This window comes from Achromobacter sp. GQ309, assembly GCF_059759315.1.
Genome location: NZ_JCAXDP010000005.1, coordinates 63,016 through 82,108 on the forward strand (window position 1 = coordinate 63,016; position 19,093 = coordinate 82,108).

Consider the following 19,093-nt stretch of genomic DNA (forward strand, 5'->3'; position numbering starts at 1 on the left):
GCCGTTTTGTCGTCGCGCGGCCTGAATGCCAGTGACCCCGGATAGCCGCCATGCCCGATCCGCTTCGTCTGCAGGCTTTGATACAGGAGTGCGCTCGCGGCCAGGAGTCCGCGCTGGCGGAACTCTATCGTCAGACTTCCCCGCATCTGTTCGCGCTCGCGGTACGTATATTGCGGCGAAGCGACTGGGCAGAGGAAGTCCTCCAGGACAGCTTCATCAATATCTGGCGCAATGCCGCCCGCTATTCATCGGAGCAGAGCCAAGTCATGACCTGGATGACGCGCATCGTGCGCAACCGTTGCATCGACATGCTCCGCCGGCCGGACCTGGAACGCCCCGACGCCGACGGCGCATTGACGCAGGCCTGGGCCGATGACGCGCCCGGCCCGTTCGAACGCTTGCAACGCGACCAGGACGGCCAGCGTCTGGCGGACTGCCTGAAACAGCTCGAAGGTCAGCAACGCGCGGCCATCGCGCTGTCCTTTTTCGATGACCTCAGCCACAGCGAGATCGCCCGCCGCCTCGAGGCCCCGCTGGGCACGATCAAGAGCTGGGTGCGGCGCGGCATGGACCGGCTCAAGAGGTGTCTGTCATGAACTACACCAATCCTCAACTGCGCGAGCGGCTTGCCGCGGACTACGTGGCCGGCGCCATGCGCGGGGGCGCACGCCGCCGTTTCGAGGGCTTGATGGCCGCCGACGCCAACCTGCGCCGCCAGGTGCGCGAATGGGAAAACGACATCTACCCCCTGTTGTGGTCGCTGCCGGCCCGGGTGCCGCCGCGCCGCGTGTGGCGCGCCATCGAATCGCGCCTGAAGCCGGGGGGCGGCCGTGGCTGGCAGGGCCTGGCATTCTGGCGCGTGGTCAGCGGCGCGCTGGCGGCCCTGCTGGTGGCAGGGGTGGCTATCTACCCGATGCAGGTTGACCGCGCCGCGCGCACGCAGCTGATGGCGGTGCTGCAAAGCCCCGAGGCGCAGGCCATGCTGGTGGTGCGCGCCGACGAGCGCGGCGGCCTGCACGTGCATGCCTTGCAGGATCTGGCCTCGCGCGCCGACGGCAAGGCCCTGGAGCTCTGGGTGATTCCGCCGGGACAGGCGCCGATATCCGTCGGGGTGGTGGCCCCCGATGGCCAGACGGCGCTGCCGCGCGCCCAAGGCCTGGAAGGCGGGCAGACCCTGGCCATCACGCTCGAACCGCCGGGCGGGTCGCCGTCGGGCAAGCCCACCGGCCCGGTCATCATGAAGGGCGACGTGCTCAAGATCTGAGCCGCTTCTTGAGCGGGGCCGCGCGCTTGCCGCGGCTCGCTTCGCACCAGGGTTTTCACCTACGCATCCGATGCTGTGCCGGGACCGTATATCCCCCTACGTTTCCCACAGGACAGCATGATGCGCTCCATTCTTACCGGCTGGACCGCTTCGATGCGGCGCTGGGTCGATACGCAGGCGCAGGACGCGCCAGGCGGCGATCCCGATCGCATCGACTGGACCCGCGCCCTGCCTTTTGCCTTGCTGCACGCCGGCTGCCTGGGTGTGCTATGGACCGGGGTCTCGCCGGTTGCGCTGGTGGTGGCGGGGGCGCTCTACGCGGTGCGGATGTTCGCCCTGACCGGCTTCTATCACCGCTATTTCTCGCATCGCACATTCCGCACGTCGCGCGGCATGCAGTGGGTGTTCGCCGTGCTGGGGGCATCGTGCGCGCAGCGCGGTCCGCTGTGGTGGGCGGCCCATCATCGGCACCACCATCGCCATGCCGACGATGCGCATGACCTGCATTCTCCGCGCCATCACGGCTTCTGGTGGAGCCACATGGGCTGGTTCCTGACGCGCCGCGCCTTCGCCACCGACCTTGCGCGCGTGCCGGATCTGCGCGGCTTCCCCGAACTGCGCTGGCTCGACCGCTTTGACGCCGCGGTGCCGCTGGCGCTGGCGGTGGGGTGCTACGGATTGGGGGCGCTGTTGGCGCGCGTGGCGCCCGGCCTGGGCACGGACGGGCCGCAGATGCTGGTGTGGGGCTTCTTCATTTCCACCGTGGCCCTGTTCCACGCCACCGTCACCATCAACTCGCTGGCGCACCGCTACGGCAAGCGGCGCTATGACACCACCGATGACAGCCGCAACAACGTGTGGCTCGCGCTGCTGACGTTCGGTGAGGGCTGGCACAACAACCATCACTTCTATCCGGGATCGGCGCGTCAGGGTTTTCGTCCGCGCGAGATCGACATCACCTGGTACGGCCTGCGCCTGCTGGCCGCCACCGGCCTCATCTGGGACCTGAAGGCCGTGCCGGATTGGGCGCTGGCCGCTGCCAAGGAGTGAGCATGCGCATCGCCATCATCGGTTCGGGCATCGCGGGACTGGTCTGCGCCTGGAAGCTGGGCCGCGACCACGATGTCACGCTGTACGAGGCCAACGACTATCTGGGCGGGCATACGCATACGCACAGGGTCGAACAGGGCGGCCGGCGCTATGCGGTCGATAGCGGATTCATCGTTCACAACCCGCTCAATTACCCGCATTTCACAGCGCTGCTGGAGGAGTTGGGCGTGGCGTCGCAGCCCACCACCATGAGCTTTTCGGTGCACAAGGAAGCGGACGGTCTTGCCTATAACGCCGCCTCGCTGGACACGCTGTTCTGCCAGCGGCGCAACCTGCTGTCGCCGCGATTCCTGGGTATGGTGCGCGACCTGATCCGCTTCTACCGCGAGGCGCCCGCGCTGCTGCGCGCCCCGGAGCCGGGCCCTACGCTGGGCGAATACCTGGCGCAACACCGTTACGGTGAGGCGTTCCGCACCGACCACCTGATTCCGATGGCGTCGGCGCTGTGGTCATCGCCGGCCTCGCGCATCCTGGCGTTCCCGGCGCGATACCTGGTGCGGTTCATGGCGAACCACCAGATGCTGCGCCTGAGCGGCCGGCCGCAGTGGCGCGTGGTGCAGGGCGGATCGCGCCGCTATATCGACGCCATGCGCCGGCAATGGACGGTGCGCGAGCGGCTGAACTGCGCCGTGCGCGCCGTCCGGCGCCTGCCGGGCGGCGTGCAGGTCATGACGCCCGATGGCCTGGACCACCATGACGAAGTGATCTTCGCCTGCCACAGCGATCAGGCGCTGGCGCTGCTGGCCGACCCGACGCCGCAGGAACGCGAGGTCCTCGGCGCCATCGCCTACCAGGACAACGATGTGGTGTTGCACACCGACGCGCGCCTGTTGCCGTATCAGCGCAAGGCCTGGGCCGCCTGGAACGCCTACGTGCCGGCCGATCCGGACGCGCCGTGTTCGGTCAGCTATTGCATGAACCTGCTGCAGGGCATCAGGTCGCCGCAGCCCTTCGTCGTGACGTTGAATCGCAGCGATGCCATCGATCCGGACACGGTGCTGGCGCGCATGCGCTATCACCACCCCGTGTACACCCACGAAGCCGTGGCCGCGCAGTCGCGCCGCGCGGAGATATCGGGGCGCCGGCGCAGTTGGTACGCCGGCGCCTATTGGGGCTGGGGCTTTCATGAAGACGGCGTGGCGAGCGCGCTGGAGGTCGTGCGCGGCATCCTGGAACAGCCGCGGGTGCGGGAGAGGGAGGCGGCATGATCCAGCAGAGCGCCGTCTACGAAGGCCGGGTGACTCACCGGCGCCACCATCCGCACGCGCATGGCTTCGGCTACCGCATGGCGCAGCTTTACCTGGACCTGGATGAGATCGACCGCGTGTTCCAGGATCGCTGGCTGTGGTCGGTAGAGCGCGCCAATCTGGCGCAGTGGCGAAGGGCCGATTATCTCGACGCCGGCGAAGGCCTGCCGCTGGCGCAGGCGGTTCGGCAACGCCTGCGGGCGCATCTGGGAGACATGCCGGACGGGCCCATCCGACTGCTGGCGCACCCCCGCTACGCCGGCTACGTCTTCAATCCGGTGAGCTTCTATTACTGCTTTGACGCGGATGGCCAGACGCTGGCGGCCATCGTGGCCGAGATCACCAATACGCCGTGGAAGCAGCGCCATTGCGTGGTGCTGCCGGCCACCGCCGCCGAGCGCGAGGGTGACGCCCTGGCCTGGCGCTTCGACAAGCGCTTCCACGTATCGCCATTCCTGCCGATGGATTGCGCTTATGACTGGCGATTCAACCTGCCCGCCGACGACCTGCGGGTGCACATGCGGGTCAGCCGGGCAGGCGTGGCGCAGTTTGACGCGCGTCTGGATCTGCAGCGCCGCGCCTTGGATGGCGCGGGGCTGGCGCGCCTGCTGTGGCGCTACCCGTTGATGACGCTGCAGGTCATCGGCGCCATTCACTGGCAGGCGCTGCGTCTGTGGCTCAAGCGCAATCCCGTCTACGACCATCCCCGCACGCCCAACGGAGAACCGCGATGAAACCCATGACGCCCTCGGAACATGCCTCGGTCGCGGCCAGCCGCCGCGCCAGTCCGCTGGAGCGGCTGTTGCGCCAGCGTCTGTTTGCCAGCCTAGCGGCACTGGACCATGGCCGGCTGCTGATCGAAGACGGGCTGGGCAGCGTCACGCTGGGCCGCGGCGAGCCGTGCGTGCGCCTGACGGTCAGTGACCTGGGCTTTTACCGGCTGGTGGCCGCGCAAGGCAGCGTCGGCGCGGGCGAGGCCTACGGCGACGGCCTGTGGCGCTGCGACGATCTGGTCGGATTGGTGCGCCTGTTGGTGCGCAACCGCGACACGCTGGACGCCATGGAGTCGGGGCTGGCGCGGCTGGCGGGATGGGCGCTGCGTCGCTGGCATGCCGGCAACCGCAATACCCGCGACGGCAGCCGCCGCAACATCGCCGCCCACTACGACCTGGGCAATCCGTTCTTTGCGTTGTTCTTGTCCGACGACCTGATGTATTCGTCCGCGCTGTGGGCTGACGGCGATGACACGCTGGAGGCGGCGTCCCATCGCAAGCTGGCGACGATCTGCCGCAAGCTGGCGCTGCGTCCCACGGACCGCGTGGTGGAGATCGGCAGCGGCTGGGGCGGCTTGGCCATCCACGCGGCGCGTCACTACGGCTGCCACGTCACCACCGCCACGCTCTCGCGCGAGCAGCATGACCTGGCGGTCGAGCGGGTGCGCGCCGCCGGCCTGCAGGATCGGGTCAGCGTCGTGCTGCGGGACTATCGCGATCTGCAAGGCCAGTACGACAAGGTGGTGTCGGTGGAGATGATCGAAGCCGTTGGCGCGAATTACCTGGAGGCCTATTTCGCCAAGGTCGCCAGCCTGCTCGGCCCGCATGGCCGCGCGCTGATTCAAGCCATCACCATCGAGGACCACCGCTATGCGCAGGCGCTGGCCTCGGTGGATTTCATCAAGCGCCACATATTCCCGGGCAGCTTCATTCCGTCCATCGATGCCATGCTGCGCGCCAAGACCCGCGCCTGCGATCTGGCGTTGGTGCACCTGGAGGACTTCGGTCAGTCGTACGCGCGCACGCTGCAGGCCTGGCGCGAACGCTTCCTGGCGCGGCAGCCCGAGGTGCGGGCGCAAGGCTTCGACGCGCGCTTCAGCCGCTTGTGGGAGTTCTACCTGGCGTACTGCGAAGGCGGCTTTCGCGAACGCTCCATCGGCGTTGCGCACCTGCTGCTGACGCATCCGCAGGCGCGCCCTGAGGGCGAGCGCTGGGTGCGGGAGGCGCCATGACGACCTGGCAACAATGGTTCTGCATTGCGCTGGGCATGATTGGCGCCATGACGTTGGCTTGGCGCTGGCAGCGCCGCCGCGCCAACGCCGGCATCGTCGACGTGGTGTGGGCGCTGGGCATGGGCGCGGCGGCATTGCTGATCGCCGCCACTGGCGCGGGCAGTCTTGCCGCCAGGCTCGCGCTGGCATTGATGGCTGGGGTGTGGTCGTTGCGGTTGGCTTGGCATCTGTGGCGGCGCGTGCGCGCAGGCGAGGACGGCCGCTATCGTGCGCTGCGCGAGCATTGGCAAGGTCACCAGGGCAAGTTCTTCGGCCTGTTCATGTTCCAGGCCGGGCTGGTGATGCTGTTCTGCCTGCCCTTCCTGGCGGCAGGCGCCAGCCCGGCGCAGGGCTGGCCCGTGGCGCTGGCCCTGCTGATCTGGCTGGCGGCCCTGTCGGGCGAGGTAATTGCCGACCGCCAGCTCGACCACTTCCGCGACAACCCCACCCACCGCGGCCTGACCTGCCGGGTCGGCCTGTGGCGCTATTCGCGCCACCCCAACTATTTCTTCGAGTGGTGCCATTGGTTCGCCTACGTCGCCCTGGCGTGGGGATCACCGCTGGCGTGGCTGTCCTGGCTGGGGCCGGTGCTGATGTATGTGTTCCTGCGCTGGATCAGCGGCATTCCGTTCACCGAGCAACAGGCGCTGCGCACGCGCGGCGACGACTATCGCGACTACCAACGCCGCACGCCGGCGTTCTTTCCCTGGTTCCCGAAATCCTGACGAGGCATGCCATGACGACCGCGACGCTGCACGACACTCCGTTGCCCACCGACCGCCCCGCGCCCGGTCTGCTCGGCCTGGCCGAGCGCGGCCTGTTGCCCGATGGGTTGCTGCGCCTGGGTATGCGGCGCCTCTGCGCCGAGCGTCTGGCGCAGGAATACGCCGGCGGCATCGAGGCCTGGACCGAGCGCGACCGCCAGCTTATCGCCGGCCTGCGCACCAGCGCCGTCGCCATCCACACCGATGCCGCAAACGCCCAGCATTACGAATTGCCGACCGCGTTCTTTCAGCTTTGCCTGGGCGCGCGCATGAAATATTCAAGTTGCCTTTACCCGACGGGCAGCGAAACGCTGGACCAGGCCGAAACCGCCATGCTGCGCCTGTATGGCGAGCGCGCCGAGCTGGCTGACGGCCAGGACATCCTGGAGCTGGGTTGCGGCTGGGGGTCGCTGACGCTGTGGATGGCCGAGCGCTTTCCCAACGCACGCATCACCGCGGTGTCGAACTCGGCCACCCAGCGCCAGCACATCGAGGCGCGCTGCCGGGAGCGCGGCTGGTCGCATGTGCGCGTCGTGACCTGCGATGTCAACGTGCTGGCGCTGCCCGCCGCCGCGTTCGACCGCTGCGTTTCGGTGGAAATGTTCGAGCACATGCGCAACTACCAGGACCTGATGGCACGCATTGCGCAGTGGCTGCGGCCCGGCGGCAAGCTGTTCGTGCACATCTTCGCGCACCGCGAGCGCGCCTATCCGTTCGAGACCGACGGCGCCGGCAACTGGATGGGACGGCACTTTTTTACTGGCGGCATCATGCCGTCGGCGCAGACGTTGCTGCACTTCCAGCAAGACCTGCGACTTGAGGAGCGCTGGTTTCTCGACGGCACGCATTACGCCCGCACCGCCAATCACTGGCTGGTCAACCAGGACGCGCGCCGGGAAACGGCGCGGGCGGCGTTGGCAGACGCTTACGGCCCGTTCTTGGCCCGCTTGTGGCACCAGCGCTGGCGCATGTTCTGGATGGCCTGCGCCGAACTCTTTGGCTATGACGACGGCCAGCAGTGGGGCGTGGCGCACTACCGCTACACGCGGCCTTGAGGAGAACCATCATGTTGCGAAACCTGTGTATTGGCGTGACGGCCCTGCTGGCCGGCTGCGCGTCGCCGCCGCCCATGCCGCCGGTGGCTCACGTGGACCTGAACCGTTTCATGGGCGATTGGTATGTGATCGCCCACATTCCCAGTTGGCCCGAGCGCAATGCCTACGACGCCGTGGAAAGCTATCGGCTGCTGCCGGACGGCCGGGTGCAGACGGATTTCCGCTACCGCGATGGCAGCTTCGAGGCGCCCATCGACACCATGCACCCGGTGGCCACCGTGCGGCCCGGCACCGGCAATGCGGTATGGGGCATGCAGTTCATCTGGCCCATCAAGGCCGAGTACGTCATCGCCTACCTGGACGAGTCGTACCAGATCACCATCGTTGGCCGCTCCAAGCGCGATTACGTCTGGATCATGGCCCGGGTGCCGTGCCTGGATGATGCGGTCTATGCCGATCTGCTGAGCAGGGTGACGGCGTTGGGTTATACGGAAGCGCCGCGCAAGGTGCCGCAGCGTTGCGAGCGATGATGGCGGACGGGCGGGCTTGGCCGCCTTCGCGCCTGCGCTATCCTTCGCTCCAATGCCCATGTCGTGGCGAAGAGGAACGAAGACAATGAGACGCGTGGCGCTGATCTGCATGCTGTCTGCCTCGGTGGCAAGCCAGGCGCAGGAAGTCCGGACCTGGCATTTTTCCGGCGCCGACCTGGTCGCCGCCATGGAAGGAAAAATGCCGTCGGAGATTCGCGATGCCTCGCTGGGCCGCCAGTTCTCGTCGGCGTATGCGCAGGCCTATGTGAGCGGGATTGCCGATCAGACGCAAGGATCGCTCTGGTGCACCCGAAGGGGCGTGCTGCCGCATGAGTTGAAGGACAGGGTGCACAGCTATCTGACTGCGTTGCCAGACAGCCGCCTGAAAACGAACGCCGGACCGCTGGTTGGGGAGGCGCTGGCGCGTTCGTTTCCTTGCCGTTAAGGCCACCGTTGTTGGCGCGCACCAATGCGTTGGCGCCGCCCCGGCAGCATCCTGACCGAAGTGCAACATTGCTGTGCAAAGGCACGCGTCCCTGGTAAAAATCCCGAAGCCGAAAAAATCAGAAAACTTATGCGGCCCGTTGTTACGGGTTTGCGCCGAGGGGATGACGATGGGCAAGCCGACTGCAAAGCGACCTTTGCGAGCCAGAGCCGCTGCATTGGGGGGCCTCGAACCGCGCCGTTCGCTGCTGCGTCCGCCAGATTGGCGCGAGATGCTCTCCGTCACGGCCGTGGGACTTGTCATGGTGCAACCGGCGGCCGCGGCGCTGAGTTGCCCATCGGTCGACACCAACCCCTCCAATTCCACCACCTGCACCATTTCGTCCAGCCAGGGCGGGGCCGGCGCGCAGGTCAGCGTGGTCAATACCGCCAGCGCCGGCACCGGCGACAACGTCGGCGGCTATGGCGGCAACTACACAGTGATCAACAACGGCGCGGTGTTGCAGCCCAGCGCCCCGCAGGGTGGCATCTTTGTTCGCCTGACGGGCGGCGAGGGATCCAGCGATACCAGCAACAATGCGACGAATGGCGGTAACGGCGGCACCATCACCGTCAACAACAACGGCGGGACGATCACGGTGCAGAACTCGCCGACGTCCAGCACCCAGGGCAGCGGGCCTGGGATATGGGCGGATTCGGGCGCGCAGTTCGGCATCTATGGCGCCTCGGTCGGCGGCATCGGCGCCAATGCCAATGAGACGGTGATCGGCGGGGGCAACGGCGGCCGGGGGGGCGACGGTTCCGCCGTGACGATCACGAATAGCGGCAACGTCAGTGTGTCGTACCTGCCATATGGCGGCGTCGGCCTGTACGGCGCCAGCATCGGCGCGGTGGGCGGGAATCAGGACAGCGCGGCGACGGGGGATCAGAACGGCGGCGGTGGCGGCAACAGCAATATCGTCAATATCAGCAACACGGGCACGGTCTCGGTCAGCGGATCCGCGGGGCGCTATGCGTGGGGCATCGGCGCCGAATCCATCGGCGGCGATGGGGGGCACGACAACGGCAGCGGCGCCAGCGCCGGAACGGCCAATGCGTCGAACCCTACGATCATCACCAATAGCGGCAACGTATCGGTCAATGTCAGCGGGTCGGCCCTGAGCAGCGTGCGCGGCCTGTCTGTGCTGAGCCAGGGCGGCAACGGCATGACGTCCGAGGACGGCAGCGACAACGGCGGCACCGGCGGCCAGTTCGGCGCGATGACGGTCGTGAACAACGGACAGGTATCAGTGGCGAGCTCGTCAACGGTCCAACCCGCCAGCCTGTCGCAGGTGTCCGGCGGAATTGTCGTCATCGGGCTCGGCGGCAATGGGGGGATGGGTCCGCAGACGATCACCAACACCAGCGGCGAGGTCGGCGGATACGGCGGCGGCAATGGGGGCACCACGACCAGCGTCACGCTCAACAGCGGATCGTCGATTACAACCTCCGGCAACTACATCCCCGGCGTCAGCGTCATCACGCAAGGCGGCAACGGCGGCGCGGGCCGCGAGGACAGCAATGGCGCGGTCGGCGGCAATGGCGGCACGGTGAGCGTCGCCATGAATGGCAATGCCAGCATCCGGACCAATGGTTTGCAGTCCACCGGCATTTCGGCCAGCAGCCTGGGCGGTGCGGGCGGCGGCGTCGAAACCAGCAGCGGCATCATCGACTTCACGCCCGAGAATGCGGGCAGCGGCGGCGCGGGCGGCGCAGTCACGGTCACGACGACCGGCGGTTCCATTCAGACGTTGAACGATTACTCCATCGGCATTCTCGGCCAGTCGATGGGCGGCATCGGTGGCGCCACCACGGCCAACTTCGAACTGTTCGGCAACGCGGGTGCGAATGCCGGCATCGGCGGGGCCAGCGGCTCGGTCACGATCAACAGCCAGTCGTCCATCTCGACGACCGGGCAGTCGTCGCACGGGATTTCGGCGCAGGCCATCGGCGGCGGCGGCGGAACGGCGGGCGTCAGCAGCGGCATCGTCGCGTTGGGCGGCGCGGGCGGCACCGCGGTGTCCGGCGGCACGGTCAACGTCAGCCAGTCCGGTGCGTTGAGCACCAGCGGGGCGGGCTCGATCGGGATGCTGGGTCAGTCTATCGGTGGCGGCGGTGGGGACGGCGGTGCGGCAAGCGGGGTCGCCGTCATCGGCGGCCAGGGCGGCGGCGGCGGTAACGGCGGCGCGTCCACCGTGGGTCTGAACGGCTACACCCTGAACACAAGCGGCGATCATGCGTACGGCATCGTGTCGCAATCCATCGGCGGCGGCGGCGGGACCGGCGGCGCCGCGTCTTCCTACGACGCCAGCGTCGGGTTTGCCATGTCGGTCGCAGTGGGTGGCACCGGCGGAAGCGGAGGCGCGGGCGGCACCGCAGCGGGCAATGTATCCAACGCGAGCCTGACGACCGGATCGTCGGGCACCGCCAATGGCGACGCGCACGGCGTGGTCGTGCAGTCCATCGGCGGCGGGGGCGGAGCGGGCGGCGCCTCCGTGGCGAAAGCCTTGGCGATCGCCGTGCCGGACGAGGATGCGTCGTTCGGCGTTGCGGTGACCTTTGCGATGGGCGGCTCCGGGGCAAGCGGGGGCGCGGGCGGCACGGCGTCATCGGCCATCAATAATTCGATCCTGACGACCTATGGGGCGAATTCGCAGGGCGTGCTGGTGCAATCGATCGGCGGCGGCGGCGGTCTGGGCGGCAGCGCCTCGGCGCTGTCGACGCTGGTCGGCACGGGCGACTCCGTGGGCGGCACCGTGCAATCGACGGTGGGCGGCAGCGGCGGGTCCGGCAGTTACGGCGGCAACGCCACGCTCAGCCTGGCGGGCAGCACCATCACCACGTGGGGCGACTCCGCGAATGCGCTGGTGGTGCAGAGCATCGGCGGCGGCGGGGGCGCGGGCGGCGTGGGCTCGGCCACAGGCCGCAGTCCCAATGTGGACGCCAACGTATCCATCACGGCGAACGTGGGCGGCAGCGGCGGCGCGGGCGGGCAGGGCGGCACGGCGGCGCTCACCGTCGATCCCGCCAGCACGATCGTCACGCACGGCGACGGCGCGCGCGCGGTGTTGGTGCAGTCCATCGGTGGCGGTGGCGGCGCATCGCAAGGCGGTCAGGTGGGCCTTGCCGTCAATAGCGAAAGCGAAGACGGCTCGACCGATGTCAGAGGCACCGTGTCCGTCGGTCGTGGCGGTTCCGGCGGCGGCTACGGTGGCTCGATCAACCTGAACAGCGATGGCAACGTCACCACCCATGGCGCGGATGCGGACGGGCTGCTGGTGCAGAGCATTGGCGGCTCGGGAGGCCTGGGCGGTGCGGTCGGCGGAACCAGCGAGAACAATTCGTCGGAATCGCTGGACGATTCCGGCACGACGTATCAGTTCAACGTGTCAGTGGGCGGCAACGGCGGCGCGGGGGGCAATGGCGGCGCGATTGGAACCACTTCCAACGCCGCGAGCATCGGCGCTTCCACGAACACGTTCGGGGACTACGCCGACGCTGCGGTGCTGCAATCCATCGGTGGCGGAGGCGGGGCGGGCGGCGCATCGACCGCGTCTTCAAGCATCTCTTCGTCCAACGTGTCGATATCCGTGGGCGGTTCGGGCGGAAGCGGCGGTGCGGGCAACAGCATCGTGGCGTTCCTGAACGGCAACGGCACCAACAGTTTCAACACGGCCGGCTATGGCGCCATGGGCATCGTCATGCAGTCCATCGGCGGCGGCGGCGGCATGGGCGCCACCGGATCGCCGTTGGCGCATGGTTCGCTGCGCGTCGGGGCCACGGGTGGCGGTGGAGGATCGGGCGGCGGCATCACGGTGACCAGCGCCAGCTATGCCTCCATCCAGACCACCGGCGACAGCGCGCACGGACTGGTGTTGCAGTCGATCGGGGGCGGCGGCGGCATTGCGATGGCCGGCAGCACGGCATCGGCCGCCAATCCCGGCAGCCAGCAGTTCAGCCTGCACGCGGGCAGCAACGGCCTTGGCGGTGCGGGCGGTTCGATCAACGCGTCCACCGGCCTGAACCTGAACACCTATGGCGACCGGGCCATCGGCGTCATCGCGCAGTCGATCGGCGGCGGCGGCGGGATCGTGTCGTCCGGCACGGCGACCGGCGTGGGCGCGACGGTGCTGGGCGGCGGCAATGCCAACAGCGGCGCGGTAACCCTTGACCTGCAGTACACCCTGAACACGCATGGCGCCGGCGCGCACGGCGTCGTGGCGCAGTCCATCGCAGATGGCGGCGGCATCCTGGGCGACACGACGAAACTCATCACCACGAACTCGGCCGGGTTCCTGCCCACCGCATTCAGTTCCGGTACCGCCGGCAACGTGTCGGTGTCCTACAACGGACGGCTTTCGACGTCGGGCGCCAATTCCTACGGCATCATCGCGCAGTCGATCGGTGGCGGGGGCGGGCTGGCCGGCGGACCGCAAGGCGGCTTTGCCGGGTCGGTGGGCGGCAGCACGGGCAATGCAGGCAGCGTGACCGTCAACCAGAGCGGGACACTGAGCGCGACGGGGTCGGACTCGACCGGCATCATGGCGCAGAGCCAGGGCGGTCAAAGCGAACAGAGCGTCACGGTCAATATCAACGGCAGCGTGGCGGGCGGCACGAACAGCGGCAAAGGCGTGTGGATACTGGGCGGGCGCAACAACGTGGTGAACGTCAATGCGGGCGGTTCGCTCAGTGCGTTGTCCAACACGGCGCTGACGTTCAATGGCGATTCCTCCACGGCGGCCGGATCCTTCCTCACCTTCAACGTCTACGGCACCGTCTCCGGCAACGTGTATTGCGGCAACACGGATTCCTATGACGCCTGCAACTACATCGTGCAGTCCGGCGGTGTGGTCGACGCGGCGGTGGCTTACCAGGCCAACGTCACCAACTCGGGACTGGTCGTGATCGGCTCGCCGGGCCAGTTTCAGACCCTGACCGTCAGCGGCGATTTCAAGCAGTCGCGAAGCGGCGTCTTGCGCGCCGACGTGGATTTCGACCAGATGCGCGCGTCGCAGATGGTGGTGCAGGGCAACGGCGATCTGAACGGCAAGGTCGACGTGCTTGCCGCCGCGCTGCTGCCGGACCGCGAGTTGACGGTGCTGACGGTGCAAGGCGATTCCCAAGGCAGCGTGGATGCCGTGGACAGCCCGGTCTTCGATTACGCCACCCGCCAGGTCGGCCAGACCACGCGCATCCGCGTGGCGGGGGCGGACTTCAATGCGCCGTCGATGGGCCTGAAGTCCGACCAGCGGCAGGTCGCGGCTCAACTTCAGCGCATCTGGGATGCCGGCGGCAATGTCGCGCTGGCGCCGCTGTTCGGGCAGTTGGACCAGATATCGCGCCAGGGCGCGGGCGCTTACCGGGGCAGCGTGGCCAGCCTGTCGCCGGGCGTGACGGCCGCCACGGCGGTGCAGTCGGCCGCCAACCTGGGGCAATTCACCGGCGCGATGATGTCGTGCCCCACCTTCACCGGCGTCGATGCCTTTACCGGCGAGCAGAACTGCTTCTGGGGCCAGGTCACGGGCCGCTACACCAACCAGGACGGCAGCAAGGGCACGGCGGGCTTTGACTACGACACGGTGACCTATCAGTTCGGCGGCCAGCGTGAAGTCAGCCCGGGCTGGTTCGTCGGCGGCTCGATGGCCTACGAAAACAGCAAGGTGCGCGCTTCCGACGGCGGCGTGCGCGGCAATGGCGACAGCGGCTACGTTGGCGCGGTGGTCAAGCGCGAGCAAGGCCAGTGGGTATTCTCGGCGGCGGTGGGCGGCGGCTACGGCGGCTATCGCATGGATCGCAACATCGGCATCGCGGGATACCAGGACACGCTGACCAGCCGTCCCGATGTCTATGGCTTCAACGCCCGTCTGCGCGCCGCGCGCACGTTCGCGTTCGACAAGATGTATGTGAAGCCCTACCTGGACTTCGATGCCAGCTATACCCGCATGCCGGGATACAAGGAGTCCGGCTCGAATCCGCTGGCCTTGTCGGTCGACAGCAGCGACCAGTTCATCCTGGGGCTGTCGCCGATGATCGAATTCGGCGGCCGCGCCGAGCTGCCCAACGGCGCCATCCTGCGGCCGTTCGTGTATGCAGGCGTGTCTTTCCTGTCCAAGGACGATTGGACGTCGACCGCCCGCCTGCGCGGCGCGCCGGCTGGCACGGGATCGTTCGAAACGTCGCTGCCCATCGACAACGTCGTGGGTAAGGTGGGCGCGGGCCTGCATGTGGCGCGGGCAGGGGGCGTGGATTTCCGGCTGCAGTACGACGGCCAGTTTTCGGAGCGGGTGCGCAGCAATAGCGGGACGTTGAAGGTCATGGTGCCGTTCTGACGCGCGGGGCGCGGGGCTTGTCTGCATGCAGCCGGGCTCGTCTGCATCCAGCCTGCCTCTGCGCGTCAAACTGCCCGCGTCAGATCGGGTACGCTGTGACGCTCGCAAATCCGGGAAGTCTTGATATGTGGCGCGCGATTTTCAAAATGTCGTTGGCGGTGGGTTGGGGGCTTTGGCTGGCCGCCATGGGGTGGTTCGCATTTGGTATGGGGCGTTACATACCATCCGCCGACGCGACGCTGACGCCGATCATGCTGACGGCCGGCCAGACGGCGCGGGCCGAGGTTTACCGCATCCGCGAAGCGCCGCTGTGGATGGAGGCGCGATTCGGTGGTCCGATGGGCCGGGACCGACCTGAACTGGGAGATCCCGCGACGCGCATCGGTGCGCCGGACGCGAAGCCGCGCAACGTTAATCCCGGAGAGCCGGTGCGAATCCGCGTGCGCGATGGCAAGGGGCTGGACATCGTGGTGAGCGCGGCGCCGCGCAGTGGCTCCAGCGCCACGCATTTCTATCGCAAGCTCTGGCCTGAAAGCCATGCCGACGGCGCGCAGCTTGAGACCGCGCCGGGATTTCCGATGCTGGCGAAGGGGGCGTCGGATCTGACCTTCACGGTGGAAGAGGTTGGACCAGCGCTTCAAGGCGAGCAGATCGAACTGGAGATCAGCGCGCCCATCGGGTTGAAGCGTACGGCGCCGGGGTGGGATGACGTTTCCGCCTTCATTTTCTGGCCGTTCTATGCCGCGATTTTGGGCGCGTGGGCGCTCATATGGGCAGGGCTGACGTGGTGGTATCGCCGACGGAGCCGGCGGACGGCGAAGCGGGCGTTTGCCTGAATTCAAAGCGACAAGGCCCACGCAATTGCGTGGGCCTTGTTGCTTGCCGGGGCGGCTGAAATCCCGAATGCCGCCGCGCTTTAGAACCGGTACGACGCTTGCAACTGGAACGTCTGTCCCGACACGTTGCCGGTGTCGAACAGGCGGTCGTAGCTGGCGGTCAGGTCCATGGCCTTGCTGACGGGCAGCGTCAGGCCCAGGCCCGCCGAGAACATGCCGCGCGAAGGCGCCACGCCGGGCAGCGTGAAGCCGGTGCCGTCGCTCGCCGTAGCACGGAACTCGCGGTTGGCGTCGAGGGTTTCGTAGGCGTAACCGACGCGGGCTTCGACGAGGGCAGGCTTGTCCGACTTCATGTTGAAGGGCAGGCCCACGACGAGTTGCGCATAGGGCTGCAGGCTGTTGAAGTCCTGGGCGCCGACATCCAGATTCTGGCTGGTCGAACCCGTTTCGCTGAAGCGTTCGGTGTGCAGGTATTGATAGCGCAGGCCGAGACGGGGCGTGATCGTGAGCGGGCCGGCAGCCAGCGGCAGGCTGGCTTGCAGGCCGGCCGTGATTTCCTGGCCGTCCGAGTCGCCCCGGGCCTTGCCCGGGCCGGGGAAGGACCGGCGCGTCTGGAGGAAGTCGTAGGCGGCGCCAACCGTCGCGGCGATGGTGACGGCGCCCACGCGGCGGCTGCCGTAGCCTGCGATGCGCAGGGTGTCGATCTTGCCGGTTGCCTCATCCTCGGTCACGTCGACGTGGCTGTAGCCCCCCGCGACGCCGACCGTCCATGCGCCAACCTGCTGATCCAGGCCGGCCAGAAAGCCGTAATGGCGATCCTTGTAGCTGGGGGCTTCGTCGTTGCCGCGCACGTTGACGCTGTTGGAGACGATCTGGGCCCAGGCTTGGCGGCCGGGGCGCGCGCAATTGGCGGGCGTCGCGGCGTCCGCGCAATCCTGGCCCAGGCGCGCGAGCAGCGTGTCGTTCACGCGCTGGCCTTCGCGGATGGCGGCCGAGGCGACAGCGCCGAAGATCGTGGCGTTGGTGGGGGCGATGACGACGGTCCCGCCGCCAGTGTCCGTGCCGCCGCCGGTGTCGGCGCCGCCGCCGGTGTCCGTACCGCCGCCGGTATCCGTGCCACCGCCAGTATCCGTGCCACCGCCAGTATCCGTGCCGCTGGCGGCCAGGGTGAGGGTGCTGCCGTCGGCCAGGTTCTGCACGCTTTGCGCCAGTTCGGCCGGCGCGTTGCTGGTCACGGACGCGAAACGGCCGGTGACGCTGGCCGCGTCGACGATGCGGAAGGATGTCGCGCTGTAGGTGCCCGGGCCGTACAGCACGTTCAGGGTGCCGGCCAGGGTGGCGGTGCCGCTCACCTTCAGTTGCGAAGCAGCGGTGGGGCTGACGTCGATGAACAGCGTGCCGGTCGGGGACTGCGTGTAATTGCCCAGGATCGTCAGCGTGCCGATGGAGCCGCCCGGACGCACGATACCGTCGTTGGTCACATTGCCGCCGATGGAGCCGTGCCCGCGCAGTGTGCCTGCGCTGCCGACGGCCACGTCGCCCAGGATGCTGGCAGTGGGATGCGCGGCATCGCCGATCTCAAGCGTGCCCGCGGACACCGAGGTGCCGCCCGAGTAGGTGTTCACGCCGTTCAGGATCAGCATGCCGCTGCCGGTCTTGGCCAGCGCGCCGCTGCCGTTCAGCGTGGAATCGATGATGGCGGTGGCGTTGGCATCGACCTCGATGGCCGAGGTGGCCGCCGCCAGCCCGATGACGTCGCCGGTGACGCGGTAGCCATCGGTGGAGAACTGCATGCCATTCACGGCGATTGCGCCGTGGCTGGCGTCGACCGTCACGGTGCCCGCCGTGCCGCCGAACACGGGCCGCACGTCGATCAGGTCGAGCTGGCCGTTGGCGGCGCCGTCGGTCGAGGTCCAGTTCTTGCCATTGGCCGTCCAGGTGCCGGAGCCGCCGGCAATCGTGCCGTCGGCCACGGTGTTGGCGCCGTCCCAGTAGTGGGTCTGGGCGTCGGGCGCGATGGTCACGGTCAGCGCGCCGTTCACGTCGCTCAGTTGGGCGAGCAGGCCGTTGTTGGTGGAAACGAAAGCCGTGTTGTTGGCATAGGTGCCGGACCCGGTCGGGCGCACGACCGTGTAGGACTGGCCATTGGCCAAACCCGTGCCCCCCAGGCTGATCGCCGCGCTGCTGATGGCCGCCGAGCCGTTCACGTCCAGGTAGCCATAGCTGCTGGTGTCGACGACATTGAAGGCCAGTCCGCCGCCGGTCTGCGAATAGTCGCCCGTGACGGTGATGGGGTTGTTGATCTGAAGGGTCGCGCCGGTGTTGATGACGGAACGGCCCACCGCAGCGATGTCGTTGTTCAGCAGCAGGTTTCCGCCCGAAAACACCAGGTTTGCGCCCGTCACCTTGATGAGGCCTTTGTCGGCCGCGCCCAGGCCGCCGCTTGCGCCGGTAAGGGTGCCGAAGACGTTGCCGCTGCCGCCTGCGATAGCGAGGGGGATGGCGCTGGCGGAGGTCAGGTCGCCCGCGATGAGGCCGCTGTTGGTGATCGTACTGATATAGCTGTTGCTATCGAGCTGAATCGCCGCATTCCGGCCGGTGATGGTGCCGCTATTGGCGAGCAGGCTTACGCTGCTGGCGCGGGACAGGTAGATGCCGGCATCGAACGACCCGCCCATTGCGCTGCTGGGCGCACCCACAATCAGGCCCATGTTGGTGATGGTGCCCGCCGTGCTGGCATCCATGAAGATGCCTGCGATGTCGCCAGAGATGGTCCCGGAATTCGTGAGCGTGCCTAACCGGGCGTTGTCCTGAGCCAGGATGCCTAGCTGGCCGACGATGGTCCCATCGTTTTGCAGCGTTTCGATGGCGCCATTTTCGGTGACCACACCGAACCCCGCGAGGAAACTGCCGATCTTGGCGCTTTGCAAGGTGCCGGTGTTGGTCAGGTTGCTGATCGTTCCGCCGTCGTTCCAGATGGCTGCAATCGTCCCTCCGAAGGAACTGTTGCTGCTGATCATCCCGGCATTGCTGATCGTGGCGATGCTGCCCTCATTGAAGATCCCGGCACGTGCGCCGGCGATGGAGCCGCCCGTGTTGTTGACCACGCTGGTGATGCTTCCGGATCCCGTATTCCGGATGCCGGCCACGGTGATGCCCGTTCCGGTGGACCAGATCAAACCATTGTTTTGCACCTGAGCCAGAACGCCGTCGTTCTGCATGCCCGCCAGTGTGCCAACGATGGTGCCGGAGTTCGTCAGCGTGCGGCCGGGGCTGGTGCCGGAGGCTTGCAGACCGATGTCGGCGCCGGAGAGCGTGCCGGTCCCGGTGACCGTAAAGTTACCGCCTGTCCATTCGATGCAGTCGGTGGAGCCGAAGAGCGTCACATTGTTCCCAAATGTGAGGCACCCCGCTGCATGGACCATGCCGGG

At 67.7% G+C, this 19,093-nt stretch carries 13 protein-coding genes; 12 read left to right on the forward strand and 1 reads right to left on the reverse strand.

Going from position 1 to position 19,093, the window contains the following annotated elements; translation table 11 throughout:
• The first annotated feature begins 50 nt into the window (after positions 1–50).
• The 12 genes from AC6CIE_RS16590 (at position 51) to AC6CIE_RS16645 (ending at position 15,662) form a co-directional block, all read left to right on the forward strand.
• Complete coding sequence (locus tag AC6CIE_RS16590) at positions 51–596, forward strand: RNA polymerase sigma factor (protein ID WP_175122623.1); 546 nt, start codon at positions 51–53, stop codon at positions 594–596.
• Positions 593–1,264, forward strand: coding sequence for an anti-sigma factor (locus AC6CIE_RS16595; protein WP_175122624.1), 672 nt, complete (start codon positions 593–595; stop codon positions 1,262–1,264). The genes AC6CIE_RS16590 and AC6CIE_RS16595 overlap by 4 nt, the downstream gene beginning before the upstream one ends.
• 117 nt (positions 1,265–1,381) lie before the next feature.
• Positions 1,382–2,314, forward strand: coding sequence for an acyl-CoA desaturase (locus AC6CIE_RS16600; RefSeq protein ID WP_286937391.1), 933 nt, complete (start codon positions 1,382–1,384; stop codon positions 2,312–2,314).
• Positions 2,315–2,316: 2 nt separating this feature from the next.
• Positions 2,317–3,582 carry an NAD(P)/FAD-dependent oxidoreductase gene (locus AC6CIE_RS16605; RefSeq protein WP_175184580.1) on the forward strand — a complete coding sequence of 422 codons (1,266 nt, stop codon included), beginning with the start codon at positions 2,317–2,319 and terminating at the stop codon, positions 3,580–3,582.
• A complete protein-coding gene (locus tag AC6CIE_RS16610; protein ID WP_498092933.1) occupies positions 3,579–4,355 on the forward strand; it encodes a DUF1365 domain-containing protein in 777 nt (258 codons plus the stop codon). Before AC6CIE_RS16605 ends, AC6CIE_RS16610 begins: the two co-directional genes overlap by 4 nt.
• A complete protein-coding gene (locus AC6CIE_RS16615; protein WP_498092935.1) occupies positions 4,352–5,626 on the forward strand; it encodes a class I SAM-dependent methyltransferase in 1,275 nt (424 codons plus the stop codon). Before AC6CIE_RS16610 ends, AC6CIE_RS16615 begins: the two co-directional genes overlap by 4 nt.
• Positions 5,623–6,390, forward strand: coding sequence for a DUF1295 domain-containing protein (locus AC6CIE_RS16620; RefSeq protein WP_175184578.1), 768 nt, complete (start codon positions 5,623–5,625; stop codon positions 6,388–6,390). The genes AC6CIE_RS16615 and AC6CIE_RS16620 overlap by 4 nt, the downstream gene beginning before the upstream one ends.
• A gap of 11 nt (positions 6,391–6,401) precedes the next feature.
• Entirely contained in the window at positions 6,402–7,484 is a 1,083-nt protein-coding gene (locus AC6CIE_RS16625; RefSeq protein ID WP_498092937.1) for an SAM-dependent methyltransferase, read from the forward strand.
• An 11-nt stretch (positions 7,485–7,495) separates the two neighbouring features.
• Positions 7,496–8,014: a lipocalin family protein gene (locus AC6CIE_RS16630; protein ID WP_175122630.1), complete on the forward strand. Its 519-nt coding sequence runs from the start codon at positions 7,496–7,498 to the stop codon at positions 8,012–8,014.
• Between the two features lie 85 nt (positions 8,015–8,099).
• A complete protein-coding gene (locus AC6CIE_RS16635; RefSeq protein WP_498092939.1) occupies positions 8,100–8,459 on the forward strand; it encodes a Rap1a/Tai family immunity protein in 360 nt (119 codons plus the stop codon).
• Between the two features lie 271 nt (positions 8,460–8,730).
• Positions 8,731–14,826 carry an autotransporter outer membrane beta-barrel domain-containing protein gene (locus AC6CIE_RS16640; protein ID WP_498092941.1) on the forward strand — a complete coding sequence of 2,032 codons (6,096 nt, stop codon included), beginning with the start codon at positions 8,731–8,733 and terminating at the stop codon, positions 14,824–14,826.
• 95 nt (positions 14,827–14,921) lie between these two features.
• Entirely contained in the window at positions 14,922–15,662 is a 741-nt protein-coding gene (locus AC6CIE_RS16645; protein WP_498092943.1) for a hypothetical protein, read from the forward strand.
• 80 nt (positions 15,663–15,742) lie between these two features.
• On the opposite strand, the gene AC6CIE_RS16650 is transcribed toward AC6CIE_RS16645, so the two are convergent.
• On the reverse strand, positions 15,743–19,048 hold the full coding sequence (locus AC6CIE_RS16650) for an autotransporter outer membrane beta-barrel domain-containing protein (protein ID WP_498092945.1): 3,306 nt from the start codon (positions 19,046–19,048) through the stop codon (positions 15,743–15,745).
• Between the last annotated feature and the right edge of the window lie 45 nt (positions 19,049–19,093).